The 26,199-nt window shown below is 67.4% G+C and carries 25 protein-coding genes; 17 read left to right on the plus strand and 8 right to left on the minus strand.

Translation table 11 applies throughout. The features are described 5' to 3' along the window. Window positions 1-281: 281 nt before the first annotated feature. The 4 genes from DIE06_RS09585 to DIE06_RS09600 all read right to left on the minus strand — a co-directional run bounded on the left by DIE06_RS09585 (window position 282) and on the right by DIE06_RS09600 (window position 4,683). Window positions 282-1,400: an ABC transporter ATP-binding protein gene (locus DIE06_RS09585; RefSeq protein WP_124661208.1), complete on the minus strand. Its 1,119-nt coding sequence runs from the start codon at window positions 1,398-1,400 to the stop codon at window positions 282-284. Between the two features lie 111 nt (window positions 1,401-1,511). Beyond that, window positions 1,512-2,369, minus strand: a complete 858-nt coding sequence (locus DIE06_RS09590) for a carbohydrate ABC transporter permease (RefSeq protein ID WP_124661209.1) — start codon at window positions 2,367-2,369, stop codon at window positions 1,512-1,514. Continuing rightward, window positions 2,359-3,297 carry a carbohydrate ABC transporter permease gene (locus tag DIE06_RS09595; protein WP_124661210.1) on the minus strand — a complete coding sequence of 313 codons (939 nt, stop codon included), beginning with the start codon at window positions 3,295-3,297 and terminating at the stop codon, window positions 2,359-2,361. Before DIE06_RS09595 ends, DIE06_RS09590 begins: the two co-directional genes overlap by 11 nt. Window positions 3,298-3,435: 138 nt before the next feature. Then, window positions 3,436-4,683 (minus strand): ABC transporter substrate-binding protein, encoded by a 1,248-nt coding sequence (locus DIE06_RS09600; protein WP_124661211.1) that lies wholly within the window; start codon window positions 4,681-4,683, stop codon window positions 3,436-3,438. A 431-nt stretch (window positions 4,684-5,114) separates the two neighbouring features. Between DIE06_RS09600 and zwf the strand changes: the two genes are divergently transcribed. The 5 genes from zwf to DIE06_RS09625 all read left to right on the plus strand — a co-directional run bounded on the left by zwf (window position 5,115) and on the right by DIE06_RS09625 (window position 10,547). Further along, window positions 5,115-6,584: a glucose-6-phosphate dehydrogenase gene (gene zwf / locus DIE06_RS09605; RefSeq protein ID WP_124661212.1), complete on the plus strand. Its 1,470-nt coding sequence runs from the start codon at window positions 5,115-5,117 to the stop codon at window positions 6,582-6,584. Window positions 6,585-6,670: 86 nt separating this feature from the next. Further along, window positions 6,671-7,351: a 6-phosphogluconolactonase gene (gene pgl / locus DIE06_RS09610; protein ID WP_124661213.1), complete on the plus strand. Its 681-nt coding sequence runs from the start codon at window positions 6,671-6,673 to the stop codon at window positions 7,349-7,351. Then, on the plus strand, window positions 7,329-9,257 hold the full coding sequence (locus DIE06_RS09615) for a bifunctional transcriptional regulator/glucokinase (protein ID WP_124661214.1): 1,929 nt from the start codon (window positions 7,329-7,331) through the stop codon (window positions 9,255-9,257). Before pgl ends, DIE06_RS09615 begins: the two co-directional genes overlap by 23 nt. Before the next feature lie 355 nt (window positions 9,258-9,612). Then, on the plus strand, window positions 9,613-10,089 hold the full coding sequence (locus DIE06_RS09620) for a type VI secretion system amidase effector protein Tae4 (protein WP_260433579.1): 477 nt from the start codon (window positions 9,613-9,615) through the stop codon (window positions 10,087-10,089). Continuing rightward, on the plus strand, window positions 10,086-10,547 hold the full coding sequence (locus DIE06_RS09625; protein ID WP_124661215.1) for a type VI secretion system amidase immunity protein Tai4: 462 nt from the start codon (window positions 10,086-10,088) through the stop codon (window positions 10,545-10,547). The genes DIE06_RS09620 and DIE06_RS09625 overlap by 4 nt, the downstream gene beginning before the upstream one ends. Before the next feature lie 171 nt (window positions 10,548-10,718). On the opposite strand, the gene DIE06_RS09630 is transcribed toward DIE06_RS09625, so the two are convergent. Continuing rightward, window positions 10,719-11,936 carry a Bcr/CflA family multidrug efflux MFS transporter gene (locus DIE06_RS09630; protein WP_124661216.1) on the minus strand — a complete coding sequence of 406 codons (1,218 nt, stop codon included), beginning with the start codon at window positions 11,934-11,936 and terminating at the stop codon, window positions 10,719-10,721. Window positions 11,937-12,180: 244 nt separating this feature from the next. Here DIE06_RS09630 and DIE06_RS09635 point away from each other — a divergent pair, with 244 nt between their 5' ends. The 9 genes from DIE06_RS09635 to DIE06_RS09675 all read left to right on the plus strand — a co-directional run bounded on the left by DIE06_RS09635 (window position 12,181) and on the right by DIE06_RS09675 (window position 20,222). After that, window positions 12,181-12,633, plus strand: coding sequence for a hypothetical protein (locus DIE06_RS09635; protein ID WP_124661217.1), 453 nt, complete (start codon window positions 12,181-12,183; stop codon window positions 12,631-12,633). Between the two features lie 226 nt (window positions 12,634-12,859). After that, complete coding sequence (gene hemL / locus DIE06_RS09640; RefSeq protein ID WP_124661218.1) at window positions 12,860-14,143, plus strand: glutamate-1-semialdehyde 2,1-aminomutase; 1,284 nt, start codon at window positions 12,860-12,862, stop codon at window positions 14,141-14,143. Between the two features lie 15 nt (window positions 14,144-14,158). Next, window positions 14,159-15,280: a bifunctional diaminohydroxyphosphoribosylaminopyrimidine deaminase/5-amino-6-(5-phosphoribosylamino)uracil reductase RibD gene (gene ribD / locus DIE06_RS09645; RefSeq protein WP_124661219.1), complete on the plus strand. Its 1,122-nt coding sequence runs from the start codon at window positions 14,159-14,161 to the stop codon at window positions 15,278-15,280. A gap of 14 nt (window positions 15,281-15,294) precedes the next feature. Next, window positions 15,295-15,924, plus strand: coding sequence for a riboflavin synthase (locus DIE06_RS09650; RefSeq protein ID WP_124661220.1), 630 nt, complete (start codon window positions 15,295-15,297; stop codon window positions 15,922-15,924). 182 nt (window positions 15,925-16,106) lie between these two features. Next, complete coding sequence (locus DIE06_RS09655; RefSeq protein ID WP_124661221.1) at window positions 16,107-16,625, plus strand: DUF1993 family protein; 519 nt, start codon at window positions 16,107-16,109, stop codon at window positions 16,623-16,625. A gap of 187 nt (window positions 16,626-16,812) precedes the next feature. Next, on the plus strand, window positions 16,813-17,955 hold the full coding sequence (ribBA, locus tag DIE06_RS09660; protein WP_124661222.1) for a bifunctional 3,4-dihydroxy-2-butanone-4-phosphate synthase/GTP cyclohydrolase II: 1,143 nt from the start codon (window positions 16,813-16,815) through the stop codon (window positions 17,953-17,955). Between the two features lie 53 nt (window positions 17,956-18,008). Next, complete coding sequence (ribH, locus tag DIE06_RS09665) at window positions 18,009-18,527, plus strand: 6,7-dimethyl-8-ribityllumazine synthase (RefSeq protein ID WP_059530212.1); 519 nt, start codon at window positions 18,009-18,011, stop codon at window positions 18,525-18,527. Then, on the plus strand, window positions 18,524-18,961 hold the full coding sequence (gene nusB / locus DIE06_RS09670; protein ID WP_059530215.1) for a transcription antitermination factor NusB: 438 nt from the start codon (window positions 18,524-18,526) through the stop codon (window positions 18,959-18,961). Before ribH ends, nusB begins: the two co-directional genes overlap by 4 nt. Window positions 18,962-19,025: 64 nt before the next feature. After that, a complete protein-coding gene (locus tag DIE06_RS09675; protein ID WP_124613312.1) occupies window positions 19,026-20,222 on the plus strand; it encodes a pyridoxal phosphate-dependent aminotransferase in 1,197 nt (398 codons plus the stop codon). 110 nt (window positions 20,223-20,332) lie between these two features. Here DIE06_RS09675 and DIE06_RS09680 read toward each other — a convergent pair whose 3' ends face one another. Both DIE06_RS09680 and DIE06_RS09685 read right to left on the minus strand, forming a co-directional pair. Next, the gene (locus DIE06_RS09680) at window positions 20,333-21,460 is read right to left on the minus strand and encodes a lytic transglycosylase domain-containing protein (RefSeq protein ID WP_124661223.1); all 1,128 of its coding nucleotides are present in this window, start codon (window positions 21,458-21,460) and stop codon (window positions 20,333-20,335) included. Between the two features lie 431 nt (window positions 21,461-21,891). Next, a complete protein-coding gene (locus tag DIE06_RS09685; protein ID WP_124661224.1) occupies window positions 21,892-22,086 on the minus strand; it encodes a hypothetical protein in 195 nt (64 codons plus the stop codon). On the opposite strand from DIE06_RS09685, the gene DIE06_RS09690 reads away from it, so the two are divergent. Both DIE06_RS09690 and DIE06_RS09695 read left to right on the plus strand, forming a co-directional pair. Continuing rightward, complete coding sequence (locus tag DIE06_RS09690; RefSeq protein ID WP_124661225.1) at window positions 22,058-23,614, plus strand: UbiD family decarboxylase; 1,557 nt, start codon at window positions 22,058-22,060, stop codon at window positions 23,612-23,614. The two genes, DIE06_RS09685 and DIE06_RS09690, sit on opposite strands and share 29 nt — an antisense overlap. A 34-nt stretch (window positions 23,615-23,648) precedes the next feature. Further along, entirely contained in the window at window positions 23,649-24,320 is a 672-nt protein-coding gene (locus DIE06_RS09695) for a LysE family translocator (protein WP_124661226.1), read from the plus strand. A 110-nt stretch (window positions 24,321-24,430) separates the two neighbouring features. Here the strand turns inward: DIE06_RS09695 and DIE06_RS09700 are convergent, their stop codons facing one another. Then, complete coding sequence (locus DIE06_RS09700) at window positions 24,431-24,721, minus strand: hypothetical protein (protein ID WP_124661227.1); 291 nt, start codon at window positions 24,719-24,721, stop codon at window positions 24,431-24,433. Between the two features lie 512 nt (window positions 24,722-25,233). Here DIE06_RS09700 and DIE06_RS09710 point away from each other — a divergent pair. Then, window positions 25,234-26,163, plus strand: coding sequence for a Rossmann-like and DUF2520 domain-containing protein (locus DIE06_RS09710; RefSeq protein ID WP_124661229.1), 930 nt, complete (start codon window positions 25,234-25,236; stop codon window positions 26,161-26,163). Window positions 26,164-26,199: the final 36 nt, after the last annotated feature.

The following is a 26,199-nucleotide window of genomic DNA, read 5'->3' on the forward strand; positions in this document are numbered from 1 at the left end:
GTCTGATCGTCGCAGCGGCCGGCCTGTTCTCCGCCGTCCGCCACTCGAGATTTTATTTTCCAGCCGTCTTCGCGTGCCTTCTGTTCATGCCGATAATGCACGCGATCGGTTCGTATTTCTTGTCGCTACCGAGTCCATGATCGCCCTCGCCGGCTATCACGAGGCGGATAGACAACGACATCTGCGTCGAATTCAACTACGTCGAGCGAATCGGGGCAATCGACGGGATCCAGATCGAGTGATGATCCGGACGCGTCGTCGATGCCCTGATTCCGCTCGCCTCACGCGATCCGCTCTTCCGACGCCGGATCGAACAGCACGGCCTTCGACACGTCGAACAGCAGCGACAGCGTCTGGTCGGGCTGCGGGTTCGCGGCCGGATGTACGCGGCTCACGATGCGCTTGCCGTTCACCTGCGCGAACACGTGCGTGTCCGGGCCAGTCGGCTCCGTCACGTCGACGCGCACGTCGAACGGCTGCAGGTGCGACGCGTCGCCGTTGTGCGCGTGGCGCACGTCGGTGATGCGCTCCGGACGCAGGCCGAGGATCACCTCGCGGCCGACGTGCGACTTCAGCTTGCCCGCCTCGAACGGCAGGTTCAGCGCGCCGCGCTTGACGCCCGTGTCGATCTCGAGCGCGATCCCGCTGCCCTGCTCGACCAGCTTGCCGTTGATGAAGTTCATCGGCGGCGCGCCGATGAAGCCGGCGACGAACAGGTTCGACGGCGAGTCGTAGATGTCCTGCGGCGCGCCGAACTGCTGCACCACGCCGTCCTTCATCACCGCGATCCGGTCGCCGAGCGTCATCGCCTCGATCTGGTCGTGCGTCACGTAGACGATCGTCGTGCCGAGGCGCTGGTGCAGCAGCTTGATTTCCGCGCGCATCTCGATGCGCAGCTTCGCGTCGAGGTTCGACAGCGGCTCGTCGAACAGGAACAGCGACGGATCGCGCGCCAGTGCCCGGCCCATCGCGACACGCTGGCGCTGGCCGCCCGACAGCTGGCCCGGCTTGCGGTCGAGCAGGTGCTGGATCTGCAGCATCGCCGACACGCGCTCGACGATCTGCTGCTGCTCGCTCTTCGGCACCTTGCGGATGTTCAGGCCGAACGAGATGTTCTCGCGCACCGTCATCGACGGATACAGCGCGTACGACTGGAACACCATCGCGATGTCGCGATCCTTCGGCGACAGGTCGTTGACGACCTTGCCGTCGATGCAGATCTCGCCGCTCGTCACGGTCTCCAGGCCGGCGATCATGTTGAGCAGCGTCGACTTCCCGCAGCCCGACCCGCCGACCAGGATCAGGAACTGTCCGTCCTCGATCTCGATGTCGACACCCTTCAGGACCGGCACCCCGTTCGGGTAGGTCTTGTACACGTCACGGATGGAAAGGCTTGCCATGCTGTGAATCCTCTGTCTCGTCTCGCGCGGCGCACTGCGGCGCCGCGTCGGGTTCGTTTCGATGCGCCGCGCGCGAGCGCGGCCGGTTCGTCGTATCGGATGAAGCCGCGCTTACCCCTTCACCGCGCCCGCCGTCAGCCCGCGCACGAAGTAGCGGCCGGCGACCACGTAGACGAGCAGCGTCGGCAGCGCGGCGATGATCGCGCCGGCCATGTCGACGTTGTATTCCTTCACGCCCGTCGACGTGTTGACGAGGTTGTTCAGCGCGACCGTGATCGGCATCGAGTCGACGCCGGAGAACACGATCCCGAACAGGAAGTCGTTCCAGATCTGCGTGAATTGCCAGATCAGGCACACCATGAAGATCGGCAGCGACACGGGCAGCAGGATCTTCGTGAAGATCGTGAAGAAACCCGCGCCGTCGATGCGCGCGGCCTTCACGAGTTCGGCCGGCACGCTCACGTAGAAGTTGCGGAAGAACATCGTCGTGAACGCGATCCCGTACACGACGTGCACGAACACCAGGCCCGGAATCGTGTTCGCGAGGCCGAGCATCCCCTGCAGGCGCGCCATCGGCAACAGGATCACCTGGAACGGGATGAAGCAGCCGACCAGCATCATCGTGAACAGCGCATCCGCGCCGCGAAAGCGCCAGTGCGTGAGCACGTAGCCGTTGAACGCGCCGATCAGCGACGAGATCAGCACGGCCGGAATCACCATCTGCAACGAGTTCAGGAAGAACGGCTTCATGCCGTCGCAGCGCACGCCGGTACACGCGCCGCTCCACGCCTTCACCCACGGATCGAAGGTCCAGTGCGTCGGCGGCGTCAGCAGGTTGCCGGTGCGCAGCTGGTCGAGGTCCTTGAAGGACGTCGACAGCATCACGTAGATCGGGAACAGGAAATACAGCGCGAACAGGATCAGCGCCGCATAGATCACTGCCCGGCTGACCGTCATCTTAGGCTGCATTGCGGGTGCTCCTCGATTCCATATACATCAGCGGCACCAGCACCGCGACCACGGTCGCGAGCATCATCACCGACGACGCCGCGCCGAGCCCGAGCTGGCCGCGGTTGAACGAAAACGTGTACATGAACATGGCCGGCAGCGACGACGACGTGCCGGGGCCGCCCGCCGTCAGCGCGACGACCAGGTCGAAGGTCTTGATCGTGATGTGGCAGAGAATCAGCAGCACCGAGAAGAACACCGGGCGCATGCTCGGGATCACGATCTTGCGGTAGATGGTCGGCAGCGTCGCGCCGTCGACCTGCGCGGCCTTGAAGATCTCGGCGTCGACGCCGCGCAACCCGGCGAGGAACAGCGCCATCACGAAGCCGGTCGACTGCCACACGGCGGCGATCACGATACAGAAGATCGCCTTGTCCGGATCGTCGAGCCAGCCGAACGAGAAGCTCGTCCAGCCCCAGTCGTGCATCACCTTCTCCAGGCCGAGGCCCGGGTTCAGGATCCACTGCCACGCGGTACCCGTGACGATGAACGACAGCGCCATCGGATACAGGAAGATCGCGCGCAGCGCGCCTTCGTTGCGGATTCGCTGGTCGAGCAGGATCGCGAGGAACAGCCCGAGCGCGACGCAGATCGCGATGAACGGAATCCCGAACCAGCCGAGGTTCGCGGCGGAGGTCCACCACACGTCGTTCTGGAACAGGTCCGAGTAACGGCCGAAGCCGTCGAATGCGTAGTTCGGCAACAGCCGCGAGTTGGTCAGCGACAGATAGCCGGTAATCAGGATGAAGCCATAGATGAACACCACGGCGATCGCGAGGCTCGGCGCGAGCACGAGCTTCGGAATCCAGCGATCGGCGAAGGCCGACATCGGCGACGTGCGCCGTGCGGCGGCAGCGCCGGATCCGTTTCCGCTAAGAGGGGCAGCCACTTGATTCGACTCCTGGAACGAGGGCGACGCAGGCCAGGCCGGCGCCGGGTACGGCGCGGGCCCGCGGGCGAGCCCGTTTGCTGCACATGCAAGAGCGCCCGGCCGACGATGCGTTTCCGGCCGGGCGCCTGTCGCGCTTTACTTCACCTTCGCGGCCTTCGCGAGCGCGGCGACCGCGCTCTTCGAATCCTGCTGCGAGTTCATGAACTTCGTGACGACGTCGGTGATCGCGCCGGCCGTTGCATCGCCCTGCGCCATTCCGTGCGCGAGCGACGGCACGAAACCGCCCGACTTGATCGCGGTCTGCTCGTCGGCATACGACTTCTTCGCGCAGTCGTCGAACTTGTCCATCTTCACGCCGAGGCGCACGGGCACCGAGCCCTTCAGCAGGCTGAACTGCTCCTGGAAGTCCGGCGTCATGATGGTCTTCGCGAGTGCGATCTGGCCCGGCGTCGCGTCCTTCTGGCCCTTCTGCTGGAAGAACACGAACGAGTCGACGTTGAACGTGTACGAGCTGGCGGTGCCCGGCACCGGCGCGCAGATATAGTCCTTGCCCGCCTTCTTGCCGGCGTTCTCGAACTCGCCCTTCGCCCAGTCGCCCATGAACTGCATGCCGGCCTTGCCGTTGATCACCATCGCGGTCGCGAGGTTCCAGTCGCGGCCGTTACGGCCGGTATCGAAATAGCCCTGGATCTTGCGGACCGTGTCGAACACCGACAGCATCTGCGGCGACGTCAGCGTCGCCTGGTCGAGATCGACGAGCGCCTTCTTGTAGAACGCCGGGCCCTGCGACAGCACGACGTCTTCCCACAGCGTCAGGTCCTGCCACGGCTGGCCGCCCATCGCGACCGGCTGGATGCCCGCAGCCTTCAGCTTGTCGGCGACCGCGAAGAATTCGGCCCAGGTGGTCGGCACCTTCGCGCCGACCTTGTCGAGCGCGGCCTTGTTGATATAGAGCCAGTTCACGCGGTGCACCGAGAACGGCGCGGCGACGGTATGGCCCTTGTACTTGATGATCTTGTCGATTTCCGGCGGCAGGTTCTGCTTCCAGTCGCCGGCAGCGGAATCGATGTTGACGAGCACGCCCTGGTCGGCCCAGTCCTGGATCAGCGGGCCCTTGATCTGCGCGGCCGACGGTGCGTCGCCGCTGATCACCTTGGTCTTCAGCGCGGTCATGGCCGCCGCGCCCGCGCCGCCCGCGACCGCGAAGTCCTTCCACACGTAGCCCTGCTTCTGCACGTCGTCCTTCAGCACGCCGACGGCCTTCGACTCGCCGCCCGAGGTCCACCAGTGCAGCACCGTTACGTTCTCGGCCGCCTGCGCCGCCACGGCGCCAGCCATCAGACCCGCGGCGCAGAGCGCGCCCATGATCGAGCGAACTTTCATTACTTATCTCCTCCAGACTGAATCAACTCGTGAGGTTCCCCGACGGGGAACCGGCTTCTTGATAAACGACGGGGAAATCGAGCCGCGGGACGCATGCAGCGTTCGGGGCCGATGACCGGCCGGGCTCTTACAGAAAGCGTGAATCGAGATTCAACGGCGTGTCTCCTCTTTGTGTTTCTGGCCCACCGCGATGGCGCGGCGCGAGCCCGGGGGCGACGGCGCGCGGACGATGCGCACCGTCAATGTCCGATAACATTCGGCACAAGGCGTTCCCGAAGGCGAAGCTCGCGCAGTTCATCGACCGCACTTCTTTTTTTCTTCACCCAGGTGCTACCCCTTGCGGCGGATTGTAGTTAAACTACAATTCAGTGTCAAAAATATTTTTATCGCACTACGGATCGCTTCCCAGCCCCCCCAACCGGCGGAGACACATGCATACCGATTCCAGCTTTACCTTCGTACTTTTCGGCGGCACCGGCGACCTGTCGATGCGCAAGATCCTGCCCGCGCTGTTCGAAGCGCACCGCGGCAACATGCTCGCGGAAAGCGGCCGGATCGTTGCCGTCGCACGGCACGAATCGGATCGGGCCGGCTATCTCGAGTGGGTCGACACGCACGTGAAGCCGCACGCCGTGAAGGCGGCCGGCAAGGCATTCGACGAAAGCGCGTGGAAGTCCTTCCTCGAGCGCATCGACTACGTGAAGCTCGACCTCGGCCGCGCGGAGGACTACGTCGTGCTGCGCGACGCGGTCGCGCAGCTGTCCGGCATCCGCGTGTTCTATCTCGCGACGGGGCCGTCGCTGTTCGTGCCGATCTGCAAGGCACTCGCGTCGGTCGGCCTGAATGAAGGCGCGCGCATCGTGCTCGAGAAGCCGCTCGGCTACGACCTGCGCTCGTCGAACGCGATCAACGACGCGGTCGGCGAGATCTTCGCGGAAGACCAGATCTACCGCATCGACCACTACCTCGGGAAGGAGCCGGTGCAGAACCTGCTCGCGCTGCGCTTCGGCAATGCGCTGTTCGAGCCGCTGTGGCGCCGCGAATGGGTCGAGAGCATCCAGATCACGATCGCCGAGGAACTCGGCGTCGAGGCGCGCGGCGATTTCTACGACAATACGGGTGCGCTGCGCGACATGGTGCAGAACCACCTGCTGCAGTTGCTGTCGATCGTCGCGATGGAACCGCCGCACTCGATGGATTCCGACGCGGTGCGCGACGAGAAGCTGCGCGTGCTGCGCGCGCTGAAGCCCGTCGATCCGCGCGACATCGGCAAGGTCGCGGTGCGCGGCCAGTATCATGCGGGCGTGATCAAGGGCGCGCAGGTGCCGGCCTATGCAACCGAGCCGGGCGTGAAGCCCGACAGCCCGACCGAAACCTTCGTCGCGCTGAAGGTCGAGATCGAGAACTGGCGCTGGGCCGGCGTGCCGTTCTTCCTGCGCACCGGCAAGCGTCTCGCCGACCGCGTCGCGGAGATCGTCGTCAACTTCCGACCGGTGCCGCACTCGGCGCTCGGGCCCACCGCGCTGCGCGCCGGCTCGAACCGCCTCGTGATCCGGCTGCAGCCGAACGAGACGATTCGCCTGTACTGCCTCGCGAAGCAGCCCGGCGAAGGGATGAACCTCGCGAGCGTGCACCTCGACCTCGCGTTCGACCAGTTCTTCAAGGAAGGGCAGATGGAGGCGTACCAGCGCCTGCTGCTCGACGTGATCAACGGCCGCCTCGCCCTCTTCGTGCGTCGCGACGAGCAGGAAGCCGCATGGCGCTGGGTCGAGCCGATCCTGAACGAATGGGCACGCTCGCTGAAGCCACCGAAGCCGTATGCGGCGGGCACGTGGGGGCCGGCCGCGGCGAGCGCGATGCTCGCGCAGCACGGCACCTGCTGGCTCGAAGAAGAAAACTGATGCAGACCGTTGCCGTGCGCACCAGCGCGCGGCAACGTGCCCCACGATTCGCACGAATTGAACAGACAAAGCAGTCCGGAGGAGATGTGATCGAGATCCACGCTTTCGACACCCAGGAAGCGCAAAGCGAAGCGCTCGCGCGCGCCGTCGGCGATGCGCTGCGCGCCGCGCTCGCCGGCCCCGCGCGCCCGACGCTCGCGGTGTCCGGCGGCACGAGCCCGCGCCCGTTCCTGCAAACGCTGTCGCACACGGCGCTCGACTGGGCCGGCGTCGACGTCACGCTGGTCGACGACCGCTGGGTGCCGGAGGACGACGCGGCCAGCAACGCGCATCTCGTGCGCGACACGCTGCTGCAGCACGCGGCGACCCCTGCCCGCTTCCTGCCGCTCGTCGACACGCGCACAGCGCTCGACGCGCACGTCGCCGCACTCAACGCGAACGCCGACTACCGCATACCGAACGTCGCGGTGCTCGGCATGGGCGAGGACGGCCACACCGCGTCGATCTTCGCGGACGCGCCCGAATGGGACCACGCGATCGCGACGCCCGAGCGCTTCGTCGCCGTGCATCCCGGCGCCGCGCCGCATGCACGCGTGAGCTTTTCGCTCGATGCGCTGAAGCGCGTCGACCGGCTCTTCCTGTTGATCGCGGGCAGCCGCAAACGCGACGTGCTCGACGCCGCGGCCGCGACGCTGCAGAAGAACGCGATTTCCCAACTGGCCAACGACAAGGGGACCCAGCTCGATGTCTACTGGTGCGCAAAGTAAGGCTGTCGTCGCGGGCCAGCATGCCGACGGCCCGCGCCTGCTCGCGGACGTCGGCGGCACCAACGCGCGTTTCGCGCTGGAAACCGGCCCCGGCGAGATCACGCAGATCCGCGTCTATCCCGGCGCCGACTATCCGACGCTCACCGACGCGATCCGCAAGTATCTGAAGGACGTGAAGATCGCCCGCGTGAACCACGCGGCGATCGCGATCGCGAACCCGGTCGACGGCGATCAGGTCACGATGACCAATCACGACTGGAGCTTCTCGATCGAGGCGACGCGTCGCGCGCTCGGCTTCGACACGCTGCTCGTCGTCAACGACTTCACCGCGCTCGCGATGGCGCTGCCGGGCCTGACCGATGCGCAGCGCGTGCAGATCGGCGGCGGCACGCGCCGCCAGAACAGCGTGATCGGGCTGCTCGGGCCCGGCACCGGGCTCGGCGTGTCCGGCCTGATTCCGGCGGACGACCGCTGGATCGCGCTCGGCAGCGAAGGCGGTCACGCGTCGTTCGCGCCGCAGGACGAACGCGAGGATCTCGTGCTGCAGTACGCGCGCAAGAAGTTTCCGCACGTGTCGTTCGAGCGCGTGTGCGCCGGCCCCGGCATGGAGATCATCTATCGTGCGCTCGCCGCGCGCGACAAGAAGCGCGTCGCCGCGACCGTCGACACGGTCGAGATTGTCGAGCGCGCGCACGCGGGCGACGCGCTCGCGCTCGAGACGGTCGAATGCTTCTGCGGGATTCTCGGCGCGTTCGCGGGCAGCGTCGCGCTGACGCTCGGCGCGCTCGGCGGCGTATACATCGGCGGCGGCGTCGCGCTGAAGCTCGGCGAACTGTTCACGCGCTCGTCGTTCCGCGCGCGCTTCGAGGCGAAGGGCCGCTTCACGCAGTATCTCCAGAACATCCCGACCTACCTGATCACCGCCGAATATCCGGCGTTCCTCGGGGTGTCGGCGATTCTCGCGGAGCAGCTGTCGAACCGTTCGGGCGGCGCGTCGTCGGCCGTGTTCGAGCGGATCCGCCAGATGCGCGATGCGCTGACGCCGGCCGAGCGCCGCGTCGCCGATCTCGCGCTGAACCATCCGCGCTCGATCATCAACGACCCGATCGTCGACATCGCGCGCAAGGCGGACGTGAGCCAGCCGACGGTGATCCGCTTCTGCCGCTCGCTCGGCTGCCAGGGGCTGTCGGACTTCAAGCTGAAGCTCGCGACCGGCCTTACCGGCACGATTCCGATGAGCCACAGCCAGGTGCATCTCGGCGACACGGCCACCGACTTCGGCGCGAAGGTGCTCGACAACACGGTGTCCGCGATCCTGCAGCTGCGCGAGCACCTGAATTTCGAGCACGTCGAGAATGCGATCGAGATCCTGAACGGCGCGCGCCGCATCGAGTTCTACGGGCTCGGCAACTCGAACATCGTCGCGCAGGACGCGCACTACAAGTTCTTCCGCTTCGGGATTCCGACGATCGCGTACGGCGACCTGTACATGCAGGCCGCATCGGCCGCGCTGCTCGGCAAGGGCGACGTGATCGTCGCGGTGTCGAAGTCGGGACGCGCGCCGGAGCTGCTGCGCGTGCTCGACGTCGCGATGCAGGCCGGCGCGAAGGTGATCGCGATCACGTCGAGCAACACGCCGCTCGCGAAACGCGCGACCGTCGCGCTCGAGACCGACCACATCGAGATGCGCGAATCGCAGTTGTCGATGATCTCGCGGATCCTGCATCTGCTGATGATCGACATCCTCGCGGTCGGCGTCGCGATCCGTCGCGCGTCGACCAACGGCGAGCTGCCGGAGGCCGTCGCGCAGGCGCGCGCGCGGGCGAGCGACGACGAAACGGCCGACGTGCTCGACTGGCTGAGCCACGGCGCGTCACCGGCGGCGAAGGACGTCGCGCGGGACTGACGCGCGGCGCAACACCGTCGATACACGACACCCCGAACGCTGGATTCAGGCCCGGCGTCCGGGGTGTTTTTGCATGATCGACATCGGCGCGGACCGCGGGGTATCGCCGATCGTCGACGGTCGCTCTGACGATACCTGCATCGTACAGACGCTCAGTTTCGAACGAGTCCAATTGTCAGCCGTTGCCCGGACTCGTAACTTCCTTCACTGCATGTGATGTCTCCATGTCGATCCAACGCACAAAATAGCGCGCTTCGCAAAAAGCACAGATACGCGTCTCGGGCATTGGCATCGACAGCATCGCGTTCATCCAATATGCGGAGAAGAAAATGCTGAGACCACGTTTTTCTGCTGCATGGGCAGCAGCAATGCGAATTTACGCCCCGATAAACTCTGCGGAGAAAGTTGCTCTGATGATTGGCGGCAATGTGGCCACCAATATCAACAGCAGGGACCCGAAGTTACGTTGGGAGAATACTGTGCGGTGCGGCTGAGCTATATCCTCGGCCAAGCTGGCATGCCGATACCTTACATCCTGGGGCAAACCGTATCTGGTGCGGACAAGCGCTGGTACTTCTTCCGCGTCAAGAACCTCATCGACTTTCTCGAGCAGCGATGGGGCAAGGCGGAGGTGATCAGATTTCCGCCACCCCGTGGAGGCAACGCCCTGACAAACCGGCAGGGGATCATTCTCTTCGAGGTTTCGGGTTGGTCGAATGCCACCGGACATGCAACCCTTTTCAATGGAAGTACCTGTTGCGATCAGTGCTATTTCAACGAGCCGGGGACAAATTACCGCACCGATCGCGCGCACTTCTGGAGCCTGCCATGAGAAGAAATCTGCTGTTATCGAGCGTGATGTTGTGGGCACTGACGTTAGGGGCGCGGTCGAGCCATGCGACGGATACCGCGTCGTCACCGCAAGCAAGCGCCCGAACCTATGCGCAGAACTACAAGGACATGGTGCTCGCGGAATGCGTCGCAACCGCTTATCGGGATCAACCGTCCGCCGCGAGGGACGCGGGAAGCAGCGCCAGCGCGCTGATGGACTGGACATACTTCGATCTGGAACGTAACCCCGACGCGGGCAAATCGCTGGTCAATCGCTTTCTTGCGCGGGACTACCGCAATCCGATCGTCGAATCCGAGATCAAAGGCGTGAGGTTCGACTTTCTGAAGTGCCTGGACCTGTACCACAGCCAGGAACTCGATGCCCAGGTCAAGCTGTATGTGATCCGCCCCAAGCGCAGCTACGAGCTCGACAATCGTTCGCCTGCCCGTTCCCACTGACGCTGACGTGCGGAGCCTCATGCATGCGTCGCACATCGACCACACGCACCCATACCGCGAGATCGCGGTTCCACTCGACGGCAGCGATCCGCAACGCAATCACAAGCATCGCGCGTCGCGGCTGCGCTCACGCGTCCGCCGCCTGGTCGCCCGCCCATCCAGCCGGGCGGATCAAGCCCCCGCTTTCACCGGCCGGCCATGCCAGCGCAGCACGAGGTAGCGGCCGGCGAAACACAGCACGCCGGTGACGCCGATCGTCACGCCCATCGCGAACGGCGTGCCGTCCGCGAGTGCGCCGATCGCGACGCTCGCGAGCGCGCCGAGCGCGAGCTGCATCGCGCCGAACACGGCCGCCGACGCGCCCGCGTTGTGCGGATAGCGGTGCATCAGGTCGGTCGTGCAGTTCGCGGACAGGATCCCGACCACGCCGACGACGAAGAACAGGCACACGACGATCGACCACAGCCCACCCCACCCGGTCAGCGCGACGAGCGCGACCGCGAGCGACGCGATGCAGCTCACGAACGACGCGGCCGCGATGATGCGCAGCGAGCCGATGCGGCCGACGAGCCGCGTGTTCGCGAAGTTGCCGATCATGATCCCGACGACGTTCAGCCCGAACAGCAGCCCGTAGTGCTGCGGCGACACGTGGAAATACTCGATGTACACGAACGGTGTCGCGGTGATGTACGAGAACATCGATGCGAACGCCATCCCGCCGCACAGCATGTGCCCCCATGCGACCGGGTCGGACAGGATGCGCCCGTACGACGCGAACGACGCAAGCACGGCCGCGCTCTTGCGCCGCTCCTTCGGCCAGGTTTCGGGCACGCGCAGGTACGCGGTCACCGCGCACAGTGCACCGAACGCTGCCAGCACGACGAACACGCCGCGCCAGCCGGCGAAACGCAGGATCTGGCCGCCGAGCAGCGGCGCGAGCAGCGGCCCGACCGCGGTGACGATCGCGACCATCGACAGCACCTTCGCCGCATCGGTCGGCTCGTGCGCGTCGCGCGCGATCGCACGGGCGAGCACCGACGCGGCGCCCGCGCCGAGCGCCTGCAGGAAGCGCACGAGGATCAGCATGTCGATCGAGCCCGACACGAAACAGCCGACGCTCGCGAGCGTGAACAGCGCGATGCCGCCGAGCAGCACCGGGCGACGGCCCCACGTGTCGGACAGCGGACCGTACAGCAGCATGCCGACCGAGAAGCCGGCCATGAAGCTCGTCAGCGTGCGCTGCGCGGCGCCGGCACTCACCGAGAAGCCCTCGGCGATCGACGGCAGGCTCGGCAGGTACATGTCGGTGGCAATCGGCCCGCAGGCGGCGAGTGCGCCGAGCAACAGGATCAGCCGGGCATCGGGCCGGCGCCGGACGACGTGGGACATGGGTATCCGGAATGGAGGCCCGCGCGCATCGGGGCGCGCATGGCGGTGAAGACGGGAGTCCGCGCCGCGGACGGCGCTCAGGCCCATGATTGTACGCGCAACTTTTTCACGTGCCGCCGGCCGGCTGCCGCGCACGGCCTGAAAGCGCCGTGCGGCCGGCGTCGCGCATGGTCGCGAGCGGATTCGATTAAGCTTGCTGCTCCCCGCCTCTCTTATCTGACAAAATCGACGCACGACCGAACCGATGACCGCCTTCCTGCTGATCTGGAGCCCCAAGAAATGGCCGTGGCCCGAGCTGCCCGACGTCGCCGCGCGCGTGAAGGCCGGCGAGGCCGTGCACGACGTGTGGGGCTGCGGCTTCGCGCGCGGCATCCTGCCGGGCGACCGCGTGTTCCTGCACCGCGTCGCGAAGGAGCCGAAGGGCGTGTTCGGTTCCGGCTACGTGACACGCGCGCCTTACGAAGTGCCCGACCCGGCGACGAAGCGCGGCTACCGGCTGTGCATCGACTTCGTGTACGACTGGCTGGTCGACGCCCACCACGACGTCGTGATCGCGCGCGACGCGCTGCGCGTGCATCCGTACTCGGTGCAGACCTGGGACGCACAGTCCTCCGGCACATCGATCAAGCCGATGGTCGAAGGCCCGCTCGAGAAGCGCTGGGCCGAGCTGACCGGCAAGCGCAAGCCGCCGCGATAGCCGGGGCGGCAGTCGCGGCGATCGCTCTTCGGCCGGAAATCGGGCCAGTCGATCGATCGAATCGAGCCCTCGTTTCCGGCCGTCCCGCCGATCCCCTCGCGCCGAAAGGCCGCAGACCCGGCCGCGGGCCCGCCAGGCGCGTCTCCGGTACAATCAGACGATCGTTCCGCCCAAGCGCCGCGGCCCGTGCACAGGCCCCCGCGCCCTTCTCTCGCAGGTTTCGCTCATGTCCAACAATCAGATCCTCTTCGAACGCGCCCAGAAGACCATTCCCGGCGGCGTCAACTCGCCGGTGCGCGCATTCCGTTCGGTCGGCGGCACGCCGCGCTTCGTCGCGCGCGCGCAAGGCCCGTATTTCTGGGATGCCGACGGCAAGCAGTACATCGACTACATCGGCTCGTGGGGCCCGATGATCGTCGGCCACGTCCATCCGGACGTGCTGTCGGCCGTGCAGAACGTGCTCGCCGACGGCTTCTCGTTCGGCGCGCCGACCGAAGCCGAGATCGAGATCGCCGAGGAAATCTGCAAGCTCGTGCCGTCGATCGAGCAGGTGCGGATGGTGTCGAGCGGCACCGAGGCCACGATGAGCGCGCTGCGTCTCGCGCGCGGCTTCACCAGCCGCAGCCGCATCGTCAAGTTCGAGGGCTGCTACCACGGCCACGCGGACAGCCTGCTGGTCAAGGCCGGCTCGGGGCTGCTGACGTTCGGCAACCCGACGTCGGCCGGCGTGCCCGCCGACATCGCGAAGCACACGACCGTCCTCGAATACAACAACGTCGCCGCGCTCGAGGAAGCCTTCGGCGCATTCGGCGACGAGATCGCCGCGGTGATCGTCGAGCCCGTCGCGGGCAACATGAACCTCGTGCGCGGCACGCCCGAATTCCTGAACGCGCTGCGCACGCTGTGCACGAAGCACGGCGCCGTGCTGATCTTCGACGAGGTGATGTGCGGTTTCCGCGTCGCGCTCGGCGGCGCGCAGCAATACTACGGGATCACGGCCGACCTCACCTGCCTCGGCAAGGTGATCGGCGGCGGGATGCCGGCCGCCGCGTTCGGCGGCCGCCGCGACATCATGGCCCACCTCGCGCCGCTCGGCGGCGTGTACCAGGCCGGCACGCTGTCGGGCAACCCGATCGCGGTCGCCGCAGGCCTGAAAACGCTGCAGCTGATTCAGGCGCCGGGCTTCTACGATGCGCTCACCGCGCAGACGAAGCGCCTCGCCGACGGCCTCGCGGCCGAAGCGCGCGCGGCCGGCGTGCCGTTCGCGGCCGACTCGATCGGCGCGATGTTCGGCCTGTACTTCGCCGAGCGCGTGCCGACCAGCTTCGCGGAAGTCACGAAGAGCGACACCGAGCGCTTCAACCGCTTCTTCCACCTGATGCTCGACGAAGGCGTGTACTTCGCACCGTCCGCGTACGAGGCCGGCTTCGTGTCGAGCACGCATGACGACGCGGTCATCGACGCGACGCTCGCGGCCGCCCGCCGCGCGTTCGCGGCCCTCGCCGCCTGACCCGGGTCCGCACGCATGTTCTCGGATACCGATTTCGCCCATATGCAGCGCGCGCTGACGCTCGCGGCGCGCGGCATGTATACGACCGCGCCGAACCCGCGCGTCGGTTGCGTGATCGTCAAGGACGGCGACGTGATCGGCGAAGGCTTCACACAGCCGGCCGGCCAGGACCACGCGGAAGTGCAGGCGCTGAAGGACGCGCGCGCGCGCGGCCATGACGTCGCCGGCTCCACCGTGTACGTGACGCTCGAGCCGTGCAGCCACTTCGGCCGCACGCCGCCGTGCGCGAACGCGCTGATCGACGCGCGCGTCGCGAAGGTCGTCGCGGCGATGGAAGACCCGAATCCGCAGGTGTCCGGGCGCGGCCTCGGGATGCTGCGCGACGCGGGCATCGACGTGCGCTGCGGGCTGCTCGCGAACGAAGCGGGCGAACTGAACATCGGCTTCGTGTCGCGGATGACGCGCGGCCGCCCGTGGGTGCGGATGAAGACGGCCGCGTCGCTCGATGCACGCACCGCGCTGCCGTCCGGCGAAAGCCAGTGGATCACCGGCGAGGCCGCGCGCCTCGACGGTCACGCGTGGCGCGCGCGCGCGTGCGCGATCCTCACCGGCATCGGCACCGTCCGCGAGGACAACCCGCTGTTGACCGTGCGCGGCATCGACACGCCGCGCCAGCCGCAACGCGTGCTGGTCGACAGCCGCCTCGACCTGCCGCTCGACGCGCGCCTGCTCGAAGGCGCGCCGCTGCTGATCTTCTGCGGGCGGCTCGACGCTGCCGGCGAAGTGCGCGCGAACGTGCTGAAGTCGCGCGGCGCGGAAATCGTGCCGCTCGCGAATGCGCACGGCAAGGTCGACCTGCCCGCGATGCTGGCGGCGCTCGGCGCGCGCGGCGTCAACGAGCTGCACGTCGAGGCCGGCCACAAGCTGAACGGCTCGCTGCTGCGCGAGCAGTGCGTCGACGAGCTGCTGGTCTATCTCGCGCCGAGCCTGCTCGGCAGCGACGCGGCCGGCATGTTCGACCTCGCCGCACCGGCAAGCCTCGATGCCCGCACGCGGCTCGCGTTCCACAGCGTCGAGCGGATCGGCGACGATCTGCGGATCCTGGCGCGTGTCGCGCCGCCACCCGTCACTCATTGAACGGAGCCGTTGCGATGTTTACCGGAATTGTCGCGGCCGTCGGCCGCATCGAAGCGATCAACCCGCTCGGCGCGTCGCCCGACGCGGGCGTGCGGCTGACCGTGCAGGCCGGCGGGCTCGACCTCGCCGATGTCGCGCTCGGCGACAGCATCGCGATCCAGGGCGCGTGCATGACGGTGATCGAAAAGACCGAAACCGGATTCGACGTCGACGTGTCGCGCGAAAGCCTGAACCGCACGGTCGGCCTCGCGCAACCCGGCGAAGTGAACCTCGAGAAAGCGCTGCGCGCGCACGACCGCCTCGGCGGACACATCGTGTCAGGCCACGTCGACGGCCTCGGCACCGTGACGCGCTTCGCGCCGGTCGGCGAATCGCACGAGCTGCGGATCGTCGCGCCGCGCGAACTCGGCCGCTACCTCGCGTACAAGGGCTCGATCACGGTCAATGGCGTGAGCCTGACCGTCAACACGGTCGACGATCGCGCCGATGGCTGCGAATTCTCGATCAACCTGATCCCGCATACGGTCGAGGTCACGACGCTGCGTCACGTGAAGGCCGGCGACAAGGTCAATCTCGAAATCGACATGATTGCGCGGTATGTCGAGCGGATGATGTCGGCATCGCAGGGCGTGCACCAGGACTGATCGGGCGGTTCCGCCCCTGGATGGGGAATGACGGCTGGCGATGCGGCCCGACACCTGGCCTGATGGCCAACGACGCGCACGGGTCTTCCCGTCGCGCTAAGATGCAACGGCAGCGGTTTCGGCGCCGCGACGCACGGTGCGCCGCGTACCGGCTGCCCCCTCTTCCTCCAGGAGTCGTCCCCATGTCCATCTCGATGTACCAGGCTTCGCTGCCCGTCCTGATCCGCGGCCTCACCAACCTGCAGCACATCCTCGGCAAGGCGCAGGCGCATGCGGCCGAGAAGCAGATCGACCCGTCGGTGTTCATCGGCGCACGCCTCTATCCGGACATGCTGCCGCTCGTCCGCCAGGTGTACATCGCGACCGACACGGCCAAGGGCTGCGCCGCACGGCTCGCCGGCGTCGACATCCCGAGCTATCCCGACGTCGAGCAGACGTTCGACGAATTGCATGCGCGCATCCAGAAGACGATCGACTATCTGAAGGGCTTCGAGGCCGCGCAGATCGACGGCAGCGAAGCGCGCCAGGTCGTGCTCAAGATGCGCGTCGGCCCGATCGAGTTCACCGGGCAGTCGTACCTGCTGAACTTCGTGCTGCCCAACTTCTTCTTCCACGTGACGACGGCGTACGACATCCTGCGTCACAGCGGCGTCGAGCTCGGCAAGCTCGACTACCTCGGCGGCCGCAACGAGCACGCCTGACGCACGGCCGGGCCCCGGCCGGCCTGCGGCTGCCTGTCGTCGGGCCAGCCGAGGCGGCCCGGGCAAGCCCGCCTCGCAGGCCGGTCGCGCCGCGTTTCCGCGCGCTCGCCGGCCGCACGCAGCCGGTGCCAGCCGAAACGTCGTCCGGCTGGCGTAAAATACGCACTTTCCTCTTTCTCGCCCCCTTATGACGCTCGCCTCCACGCTCGACATCATCGCGGAGTTGAAAGCCGGCCGGATGGTGATCCTGGTCGACGAAGAAGACCGCGAAAACGAAGGCGACCTCGTGATCGCCGCCGAATTCGTCACCCCGGAAGCGATCAACTTCATGGCCAGGTACGGCCGCGGCCTGATTTGTCTGACGTTGACGCAGGAACGCTGCAAGCAGCTGCACCTGCCGCTGATGACCTACCGCAACGGCACCCAGTACGGCACCGCGTTCACGGTCAGCATCGAAGCGGCCGAAGGCGTGACGACCGGCATCTCGGCCGCCGACCGCGCGCACACGATCGCCACGGCGGTCGCGCACGACGTCCGCCCCGAGCACATCGTGCAGCCGGGCCACGTGTTCCCGATCATGGCGCAGCCGGGCGGCGTGCTCGTGCGCGCCGGCCACACCGAGGCCGGCTGCGACTTCACCGCGCTCGCCGGGCTCACGCCGGCCGCGGTGATCTGCGAGGTCATCAAGGACGACGGCACGATGGCGCGCCTGCCCGACCTGCTCGAGTTCGCGAAGGAGCACGGCCTGAAGATCGGCACGATCGCCGACCTGATCCACTACCGCAGCCGCACCGAATCGATCATCGAGCGGATCGCCGAGCGCACGATGCAGACCGCGCACGGCACGTTCCGCGCGGTGCTGTATCGCGACCAGCCGAGCGGCTCGCCGCACATCGCGCTGGTGCGTGGCACGCCGTCGCCCGACGTTGACACGCCGGTGCGCGTGCACGAGCCGCTGTCGGTCCTCGACCTGCTCGAGACCGGCATCTCGACGCACTCGTGGACGCTCGACGCGGCGATGCACGACATCGCGGAACGCGACCTCGGCGTGATCGTGCTGCTCAACTGCGGCGACACGAAGGAACATCTGATCGACGTCTTCAAGGCGTTCGACGAGGAAGAAAAGGCCGCTGCGCTGAAGCGCCGGCCGGTCGATTTCAAGACGTTCGGCATCGGCGCGCAGATCCTGCGCGATGTCGGCGTCGGCAAGATGCAGGTGCTGTCGAATCCGCGCAAGCTGGGCAGCATGTCCGGCTACGGCCTCGAAGTCACGGGCTTCATTCCGATGCCCGGCGGCGAAGCCAAGTCCTGCCCGGCGTCCAACGCGTAACCCGCCACGACGCTTTCGCCCTATAACCGTTCATCCACACCACGGACCAGATCATGGAAATCGGACAATACCAACCGAATCTCGAAGGCGACGGCCTGCGTATCGGCATCGTGCAATCCCGCTTCAACGAACCCGTCTGCAACGGCCTCGCCGATGCGTGCGTCGAAGAACTCGAGCGCCTCGGCGTCTCCGGTGAAGACGTGCTGCTCGTGTCGGTGCCCGGCGCGCTGGAAATCCCGCTCGCGCTGCAAAAGCTGGCGGAAAGCGGCCAGTTCGACGCACTGATCGCGCTCGGCGCGGTGATCCGCGGCGAGACGTACCACTTCGAACTCGTGTCGAACGAAAGCGGCGCGGGCATCACCCGCATCGGCCTCGACTTCAACCTGCCGATCGCGAACGCGGTCCTGACGACCGAAAACGACGAGCAGGCCGTCGCGCGCATGACCGAAAAGGGTCGTGACGCCGCACGCGTCGCGGTCGAGATGGCCAACCTGACGATGGCACTCGACCAGCTCGGCGACGACGAGGACGAGGAAGAAGAGGACGAAGACGACGAAGAGGAGCGCGCATGAAGAAGAGCGCCCGCCGACAATCGCGCGAGCTGGCGACGCAGGGCCTGTATCAGTGGCTGCTGTCGAACGCGGCCTCCGGCGAGATCGACGCGCAACTGCGCGGCGCGCTCGGTTACGACAAGGCCGACAAGGAGCTGCTCGACGCGATCCTGCACGGCGTGATTCGCGAGCACGCAACGCTCGTCGAAGCCCTCACGCCGTCGCTGGACCGTCCGGTCGACCAGCTGTCGCCGGTCGAACGCGCCGTGCTGCTGATCGCGACGTTCGAGCTCACGCATCATGTCGAAACGCCGTACCGCGTGATCATCAACGAAGCGGTCGAACTCGCGAAGACGTTCGGTGGCTCCGACGGCTACAAGTACGTCAACGGCGTGCTCGACAAGCTCGCCGCGAAGCTGCGCCCCGCTGAAACGCAGGCGCGCCGCAACGGCTGATTCCGCAGTTGGACGGGCGCGCAAGCGCCCGTTTTTCATTCTCCCTTCCCGCCCCGCCCGACCGATGAATACCACCGCCGATTCGCTCGTCACGCTCGCCGCACGCGTCGACGCGATCCAGCCCTTCTACGTGATGGAACTGATGAAGGAGGCACAGCGGCTCGAGTCCTCCGGGCGCGATGTTATCCACATGGGCATCGGCGAGCCGGATTTCACCGCGCCGGAGCCCGTCGTCGAGGCGGCCGCGGCCGCATTGCGCCGCGGCGTCACGCAGTACACGAGCGCGCTCGGCATCGCACCGCTGCGCGAAGCGATCGCCGCGCACTATGCGCGCGCCTACGGCCTCACGATCAGCCCCGAGCGGATCGTCGTGACGGCCGGCGCGTCGGCCGCGCTGCTGCTCGCGTGCCTCGCGCTTGTCGGCCGCGACGACGAGGTGCTGATGCCCGACCCGTCGTATCCGTGCAACCGGCACTTCGTCGCGGCGGCCGAAGGCCGCCCCGTGCTCGTGCCGAGCGGCCCGGAAGCGCGCTTCCAGCTCACCGCGGACGACGTCCGCACGCGCTGGGGCAACCGCACGCGCGGCGTGCTGCTCGCGTCGCCGTCGAACCCGACCGGCACGTCGCTCGAGCCGGACGAACTGAAGCGCATCGTCGAGGCCGTGCGCGCACGCGGCGGCTTCACGATCGTGGACGAGATCTACCAGGGGCTCAGCTACGACGCGGCGCCCGTGTCGGCGCTGTCGTACGGCGACGATGTCGTCACCGTCAACAGCTTCTCGAAGTACTTCAGCATGACCGGCTGGCGGCTCGGCTGGCTCGTCGTGCCGCCCGCGCTCGTGAGCACGTTCGAAAAGCTGTCGCAGAACCTGTTCATCTGCCCGTCCGCGCTTGCGCAGCATGCGGCGCTCGCGTGCTTCGAACCGGCGGCGCTCGACATCTACGAAGCGCGCCGCCTCGAATTCAAGCGTCGTCGCGACTTCATCGCGCCGGCGCTCGAACGGCTCGGCTTCACGGTACCCGTGATGCCGGACGGCGCGTTCTACGTGTATGCGCATTGCGGCGGCGTCGCCCATCCGGCGGCCGGCGACAGCGCGGCGCTCACGCAGGCGATGCTGCACGACGCAGGCGTCGTGCTGGTGCCGGGCATGGATTTCGGCGTGCATGCGCCGCGCGACTATATCCGGCTGTCCTATGCGACCGCCTACTCGCGCCTCGAAGAGGCCGTCGAGCGGTTGGCGACGCTGTTCGGCCAGCACTGACGCCCGGCCGGCCTTGGCGGCCGGCATGCAAGGCCCGTTCCGTCCGCGCAAAAAGAAAAAGCACCCGAATCGGGTGCTTTTTGCTTGGGTCGGGCCGGAACCGCGTAGCGTTATGCGCCGAGCTCCGAGTGATCGCCGTGCGGCTGCTTCGCGGTGTCGACGCTCGCGTCGTCCTGCTGCGGCGTGCCCTTCGGCGTGGCGGCGGCCTTCGCGGTGATCGGCTGCGCGCCGTCGAGCGTCGCGTGCACGCGCTTCGCGCCGCCTGCCGTTGCCGTCACGGCCGCGGTGACGATCGGTTTCGACGGCTGGGCCGGCGCCTGCGGCGCATTGACCGGCACGTTGCGGCCATGCGCGACGTCGCGCAGGCGACCGCGCTCGGCCATGACCTTCGAGCCGTATACGGTGTCGTCCGGGTTGGTCGAGCCGTTGTACAGGCGCAGGCCGTTCGCGAGCGAGCCGCCACGGGCGATGCAGTCCTTCAGCACGAGCGCACCGACCTGCAGGTTCGCGAGCGGTTGCAGCGCGGTGTCGGTACCGCCGAAATATTCGAACTTGTCGGAATGCACCTTCGACATGACCTGCATCAGGCCTTGCGCGCCGACGCCGCTTTCCGCGTACGGGTTGAAGCCCGATTCGATCGCCATCACGGACAGCAGCAGCAGCGGATCGAGGCCGACGTCGTGGCCGGTCTGGAACGCGGCCTTGACGAGTTGGCCGAGCGGCTCCTGGGCGACCCGGTAACGGCGCGACAGATAGGTGGCGACGAGCGCCTGCTGGCGGTTCGACGCGAGCGCACGATCGTCGCGCGCATCGGCCGGCACCCGCTGGCTCGGGATCAGTTTCGCCAGCGCGACGGGCGACGGGCCGTTGCGGGCCGGATCGGACGCATCGTTCTGCGCGGCGGTTTCCGGTGCGACGTCGAGACCGACGGCGAGCGCATCCGTTTCGGGGGCGTCTTCCTGCTGCGGCTGCGCGCCGGCGGGCGCGAAGTTCGGCAGCGGATGACCGGTCAGCAGACGGGCCGGACCGGCCTGCACGGCCGCGGATACGACCGGCATCAGCTTCGCGGCGAGGTTCCCGCGCACGGTCGGCAGCAGCCACAGGGCAAGTGCGATCGCGACAGCGAAACAGCCGACAACGCTGAATAAATGGTGACTGACACGCGTCCCGCGACGCAGCATGTTGCGCACGATTTGTGCATGCTGCTCACTGGGACGCCACGATAACCAAGCGTTCATTCAGATCATCTCCCATGAACATGACTCGTGCGGCTCGCTCGGCTCGATGGCGAGACAGAAAACGCGCCGCGGAATCACGACGCCGCACGCCTTGGTTGGGACGCGCAAGCATCGGGGGAAACGGTATAAGTACCGTTCGAGGCCACGGTGTAAGAGGGCCGGCACCTTCGCACACTGGGCGAGGCGGGCATACGCGGTGGCACCCACGCAAAAAACCAGCGTCTGGTGGCGCTGGCTGGGACTACGACAAAGGCCGTCGAATACGCCGTGCAGGTGTCGGCGGACGGTGACGCGCTGCGTCAAAGATCGGTGATTGGCGGCTCGAAGCCTTTTACCCTGCAGCCAATGTGAGCGGATTCTAGCAGGGTTTTATAGATCGTCAACACTATAAAACCTTCAAATTATAACAAAAAGTAATTTTGAATCGCCCTTCAGATCGCGAGCCCCCTGCCGTAGGGGCTCTGCGCGCGGTCGACTTTTTTCTCCGCCGGGCGTGCGCGCTGCGGCGCGGGTAAAATCGTCGGTCGATTCGGGGCCGCAGCCGGCCGCTGCGCCCGCCCATCGCTGCCCGACTTGCGGGCGGCCCGGACCTTCTTCATGAAATACAAAGACTTACGCGATTTCATCCAGCGCCTCGAGGCACTCGGCGAACTGCGGCGCGTCACACAACCCGTGTCGCCCGTGCTCGAAATGACCGAGCTGTGCGACCGCGTGCTGCGCGCCGGCGGCCCGGCGCTGCTGTTCAACGCGCCGCCCGGCAACGCGTTTCCGGTGCTCGGCAACCTGTTCGGCACGCCGCGCCGCGTCGCGCTCGGGATGGGTGTCGATGCGGGCGACGACGCCGCGCTCGGCTCGCTGCGCGACCTCGGGCGGCTGCTGTCCGCGCTGAAGGAGCCGGATCCGCCGAAGAGCCTGAAGGACGCCGGCAAGCTGCTGTCGCTCGCAAAGGCCGTGTGGGACATGGCGCCGAAATCGGTGTCGTCGCCGCCGTGCCAGGAAATCGTCTGGGAAGGCGCCGACGTCGACCTGAACAAGCTGCCGATCCAGACCTGCTGGCCCGGCGACGCGGGGCCGCTCGTCACGTGGGGCCTCACGGTCACGCGCGGGCCGAACAAGCCGCGCCAGAACCTCGGCATCTACCGCCAGCAGCTGATCGGCCGCAACAAGCTGATCATGCGCTGGCTCGCGCATCGCGGCGGCGCACTGGACTTCCGCGAATTCGCGTTGAAGAACCCCGGCAAGCCGTATCCGGTCGCGGTCGTGCTCGGTGCGGATCCGGCCACGACGCTCGGGGCGGTGACGCCCGTGCCCGATTCGCTGTCCGAGTATCAGTTCGCCGGCCTGCTGCGCGGCAGCCGCACCGAGCTCGCGAAGTGCCTGACGCCCGGCGTCGACACGCTGCAAGTGCCCGCCCGCGCGGAGATCGTGCTCGAAGGCTTCATTTATCCGCAGGAAGGCGCGCCCGCCCCTGCCCCGGCCGGCGCACCGCCGCGGCCGGCCGGCAATGCGTCGGCGGCGTACGAGCACGCGCTCGAGGGCCCGTACGGCGACCACACCGGCTACTACAACGAACAGGAGTGGTTCCCGGTGTTCACCGTCGAGCGCATCACGATGCGCCGCGACGCGATCTATCACTCGACCTATACGGGCAAGCCGCCCGACGAGCCGGCCGTGCTCGGCGTCGCGCTCAACGAGGTGTTCGTGCCGCTGCTGCAGAAGCAGTTCACCGAGATCACCGACTTCTACCTGCCGCCGGAGGGCTGCAGCTACCGGATGGCCATCGTCCAGATGAAGAAGAGCTACGCCGGCCATGCGAAGCGCGTGATGTTCGGCGTGTGGAGCTTCCTGCGGCAGTTCATGTACACGAAGTTCATCGTGGTCGTCGACGAGGACGTGAACATCCGCGACTGGAACGAGGTGATCTGGGCGATCACGACGCGCGTCGACCCCGTGCGCGACACCGTGATGGTCGACAGCACGCCGATCGACTATCTCGATTTCGCGTCGCCCGTCGCGGGCCTCGGCTCGAAGATGGGCCTCGACGCGACCAACAAGTGGCCCGGCGAGACGAACCGCGAATGGGGCCGCCCGATCGAGATGGACGCCGCCGTGAAGGCGCGCGTCGATCGCCTCTGGCAGGAGATCGGACTGTAAGTCCGCGCGTTGAACGCACCCGACAAGAACGACGATGAGCTTTCCTCCCACCTCGATGCTGTCCGACGGATTCTTCCTCTCGCTGTCGCTGTGTCTCGACATCGGCCTCGTCAACGTCGCGATGCTGTCGCTGACGCTGTCGCACGGCTTCCGGCCGGGCTTCTGGCTCGGCGTCGGCTCGTGCGTCGGCGATCTCGTCTACGCGGCGCTCGCGCTCGCGGGCATGGCCGTGCTGCTGCAGTTCGAGGCGGTGCGCTGGATCGTCTGGATCGGCGGCGGTGCGGTGCTGCTGTTCCTCACGTGGAAGATGGCGCGTGAAGCGCTCGCGCCGGCCGGCGGCGCCGACGATGGCGAGGGGGACGACACGCCGCAGCCGCGGGCCAGTGCGCGGCGCAGCTTCATGCGCGGGATGTTGCTCGCGATGTCGTCGCCGAGCGCGATCCTGTGGTTCGCGGCGGTCGGCGGTGCGCTGATCGCGAAAGCCGGCGCGACCACGCCGGCGACGGCGTCGGTGTTCCTGTCCGGGTTCTTCCTCGGCGGGCTCGCGTGGACGCTCTTCATGTGCACGCTCGCGAGCCAGGGCCGCAAGCGCGCGGGCGCGGGGCTGATGCGCGCGTGCCACGTCGCGTCGGCGCTGCTATTCGCGTATTTCTCGTACAGCGTGATCGTCGGCGGCTATCGCGACCTGATTGCACGCGCGGTGTGACCGCCCTGCGCCGGCCACACGCCGAGCCGCGCCCCAAATGAAAAAACGGCGCAACGCCCCGCGAGGGACGTTGCGCCGTTTTGCCGCGCGCAGTCAGGCCGCGCGACGCGTCAACGACGCCAGTAACCGTGGTGACCCCAGCCACCATAACCGTGACGCCAGTACGGACGACCGTAGTAGCCGCCGACGACCACGGGGGGCGGTGCATAGTAGGCGGGCGCCGGCGCGTAATACACGGGCGGCGGCGGTGCGTAGTACACCGGCGGCGGCGCTGCATACACGGGATACGCGGGTGCGATCGGGACCCCGATGCCGACCCCGATCGACACGTGAGCCTGCGCGGCGCTCGCGGCACCCAGGCCCAGCGCGGCGGCGGCGATGAACGGAATGAGCTTTTTCACTTCGATTCTCCTGCTGGAGCGGTAATTTATGCGCTCCTGTCGGCAACGGCGGGCATGCACGTCGCATGGAAGCAATGTAGCGAAAACCCGCCCCGCGCGTATCGCGCATTTGTTGCAAATTGCAATTCCACGCGGCTGCAGCCACCGTGCGGCATGGCTTTACGGATCCTCGACATCCCTTGCCGGTCGCGTGATTCCGTCCCACCCGTCAAATCGCGACACATTGGCCGGTCAGTCTTACCGGATCCGGTAAGCGCGGCAGGCACGCTTCCGTAATCAACGATTACAAATTTGAGACAAGACGCCGACAATTCGGGAGGGACGCGGAACGCGTGTAATTCGGGGCCGGATTCAGCGATCGTCATCAGGCGGCGAGACTGCTCCGCGAATTGACCGAGTCCCCGCATCGAACGCCGCCGCTCAGGTCGTCCCCGTCCGGCACCGCCCATCCGCGACCGCCTCGTCATTCCTGCGATACTGGCGGCTGCTCCGTTTTCGCTTCGTGACCCGCCATGTCCCTCCCCGACATTCCCCGCCTCGGCTTCATCGGCGCCGGCCGCCTGGCGCGCTGCCTCGCCCGGCGTTTCGCGGCGGCCGGCTTCCCGGTCGTCGCGATCGCGAGCCGCACGGCGGCTTCGGCCACGGCAGTCGCGTCGCGCATCGACGGCTGCCGGGCGGTCGCCACACCGCAGCAGGTCGTCGACGCGGCCGACCTGATCTTCCTGACCGTGCCCGACGACCATCTCGCGTCGACCGCCGCGGCGCTGCGGTTCGATCCATCGCGCGCGGCGGGCCAGGCGCTCGTCCACTGCAGCGGCGCGTCGGCGGTCGAGCTACTCGATCCGGCAAAGCGGCAAGGCGCGGCCACCGGTGGCTTCCATCCGCTCTACCTGTTCGGCGGCACGGACGCCGATCTCACCCGCATCGACGGCTGCTCGGTCACGCTCGAAGCGGACGGCGCGCTGCACGCGACGCTGCTGCGACTTGCTGCCGCACTCGGCTGCCATCCGCTGTCGATTCCGGCCGGCGGCCGGATGCTCTATCACGCGGCCGCGCATTACGCGGCGAGCTTCGCACTGTGCGGGCTGTCGGAAGCGGTCGAGCTGTGGCGTGGCCTCGGCTTCGACGAGGAAGCCGCGCTGCGCGCGCTGCTGCCGATGCTCGCCGGCACGATCGAGACGGCACGCGACAAGGGCCTCGCGAACGCACTCGCGGGCCCGGTATCGCGCGGCGACACCGGCATCGTCGAGCGTCAGCTCGCGCTGCTCGAGGCGCGCGGCGGCGACCACGCGACGCTGTATGCGCTGATGACCCGCCGCGCGGTCGCGCTCGCGGCGAAGCGCACCGCGCCGCCCGCCGCGCTGCCGGCGCTCGCGCAGGCCGTCGAAACGTCGCTCGCGCGCACGACCGGGCACCCCTCCCCGTCGCGGGACGAGGCGTGATAAGGTGTCGGCCGATGCGCCGCCATCCGGCGTTGG

It is taken from the genome of Burkholderia sp. Bp8998, assembly GCF_003854235.1.
GTDB lineage: Bacteria > Pseudomonadota > Gammaproteobacteria > Burkholderiales > Burkholderiaceae > Burkholderia.

What these genes read in the sequence shown, in the direction of transcription:
- DIE06_RS09585 (WP_124661208.1), bottom strand. Translation starts at nt 1,400, where the DNA reads ATGGCAAGCCTTTCCATCCGTGACGTGTACAAGACCTACCCGAACGGG.
- DIE06_RS09590 (WP_124661209.1), bottom strand. Translation starts at nt 2,369, where the DNA reads ATGCAGCCTAAGATGACGGTCAGCCGGGCAGTGATCTATGCGGCGCTG.
- DIE06_RS09600 (WP_124661211.1), bottom strand. Translation starts at nt 4,683, where the DNA reads ATGAAAGTTCGCTCGATCATGGGCGCGCTCTGCGCCGCGGGTCTGATG.
- zwf (WP_124661212.1), top strand. Translation starts at nt 5,115, where the DNA reads ATGCATACCGATTCCAGCTTTACCTTCGTACTTTTCGGCGGCACCGGC.
- DIE06_RS09615 (WP_124661214.1), top strand. Translation starts at nt 7,329, where the DNA reads ATGTCTACTGGTGCGCAAAGTAAGGCTGTCGTCGCGGGCCAGCATGCC.
- DIE06_RS09620 (WP_260433579.1), top strand. Translation starts at nt 9,613, where the DNA reads ATGGGCAGCAGCAATGCGAATTTACGCCCCGATAAACTCTGCGGAGAA.
- DIE06_RS09625 (WP_124661215.1), top strand. Translation starts at nt 10,086, where the DNA reads ATGAGAAGAAATCTGCTGTTATCGAGCGTGATGTTGTGGGCACTGACG.
- DIE06_RS09630 (WP_124661216.1), bottom strand. Translation starts at nt 11,936, where the DNA reads ATGTCCCACGTCGTCCGGCGCCGGCCCGATGCCCGGCTGATCCTGTTG.
- DIE06_RS09635 (WP_124661217.1), top strand. Translation starts at nt 12,181, where the DNA reads ATGACCGCCTTCCTGCTGATCTGGAGCCCCAAGAAATGGCCGTGGCCC.
- hemL (WP_124661218.1), top strand. Translation starts at nt 12,860, where the DNA reads ATGTCCAACAATCAGATCCTCTTCGAACGCGCCCAGAAGACCATTCCC.
- ribD (WP_124661219.1), top strand. Translation starts at nt 14,159, where the DNA reads ATGTTCTCGGATACCGATTTCGCCCATATGCAGCGCGCGCTGACGCTC.
- DIE06_RS09650 (WP_124661220.1), top strand. Translation starts at nt 15,295, where the DNA reads ATGTTTACCGGAATTGTCGCGGCCGTCGGCCGCATCGAAGCGATCAAC.
- DIE06_RS09655 (WP_124661221.1), top strand. Translation starts at nt 16,107, where the DNA reads ATGTCCATCTCGATGTACCAGGCTTCGCTGCCCGTCCTGATCCGCGGC.
- ribBA (WP_124661222.1), top strand. Translation starts at nt 16,813, where the DNA reads ATGACGCTCGCCTCCACGCTCGACATCATCGCGGAGTTGAAAGCCGGC.
- ribH (WP_059530212.1), top strand. Translation starts at nt 18,009, where the DNA reads ATGGAAATCGGACAATACCAACCGAATCTCGAAGGCGACGGCCTGCGT.
- nusB (WP_059530215.1), top strand. Translation starts at nt 18,524, where the DNA reads ATGAAGAAGAGCGCCCGCCGACAATCGCGCGAGCTGGCGACGCAGGGC.
- DIE06_RS09675 (WP_124613312.1), top strand. Translation starts at nt 19,026, where the DNA reads ATGAATACCACCGCCGATTCGCTCGTCACGCTCGCCGCACGCGTCGAC.
- DIE06_RS09680 (WP_124661223.1), bottom strand. Translation starts at nt 21,460, where the DNA reads ATGAACGCTTGGTTATCGTGGCGTCCCAGTGAGCAGCATGCACAAATC.
- DIE06_RS09690 (WP_124661225.1), top strand. Translation starts at nt 22,058, where the DNA reads ATGAAATACAAAGACTTACGCGATTTCATCCAGCGCCTCGAGGCACTC.
- DIE06_RS09685 (WP_124661224.1), bottom strand. Translation starts at nt 22,086, where the DNA reads ATGAAATCGCGTAAGTCTTTGTATTTCATGAAGAAGGTCCGGGCCGCC.
- DIE06_RS09695 (WP_124661226.1), top strand. Translation starts at nt 23,649, where the DNA reads ATGAGCTTTCCTCCCACCTCGATGCTGTCCGACGGATTCTTCCTCTCG.
- DIE06_RS09710 (WP_124661229.1), top strand. Translation starts at nt 25,234, where the DNA reads ATGTCCCTCCCCGACATTCCCCGCCTCGGCTTCATCGGCGCCGGCCGC.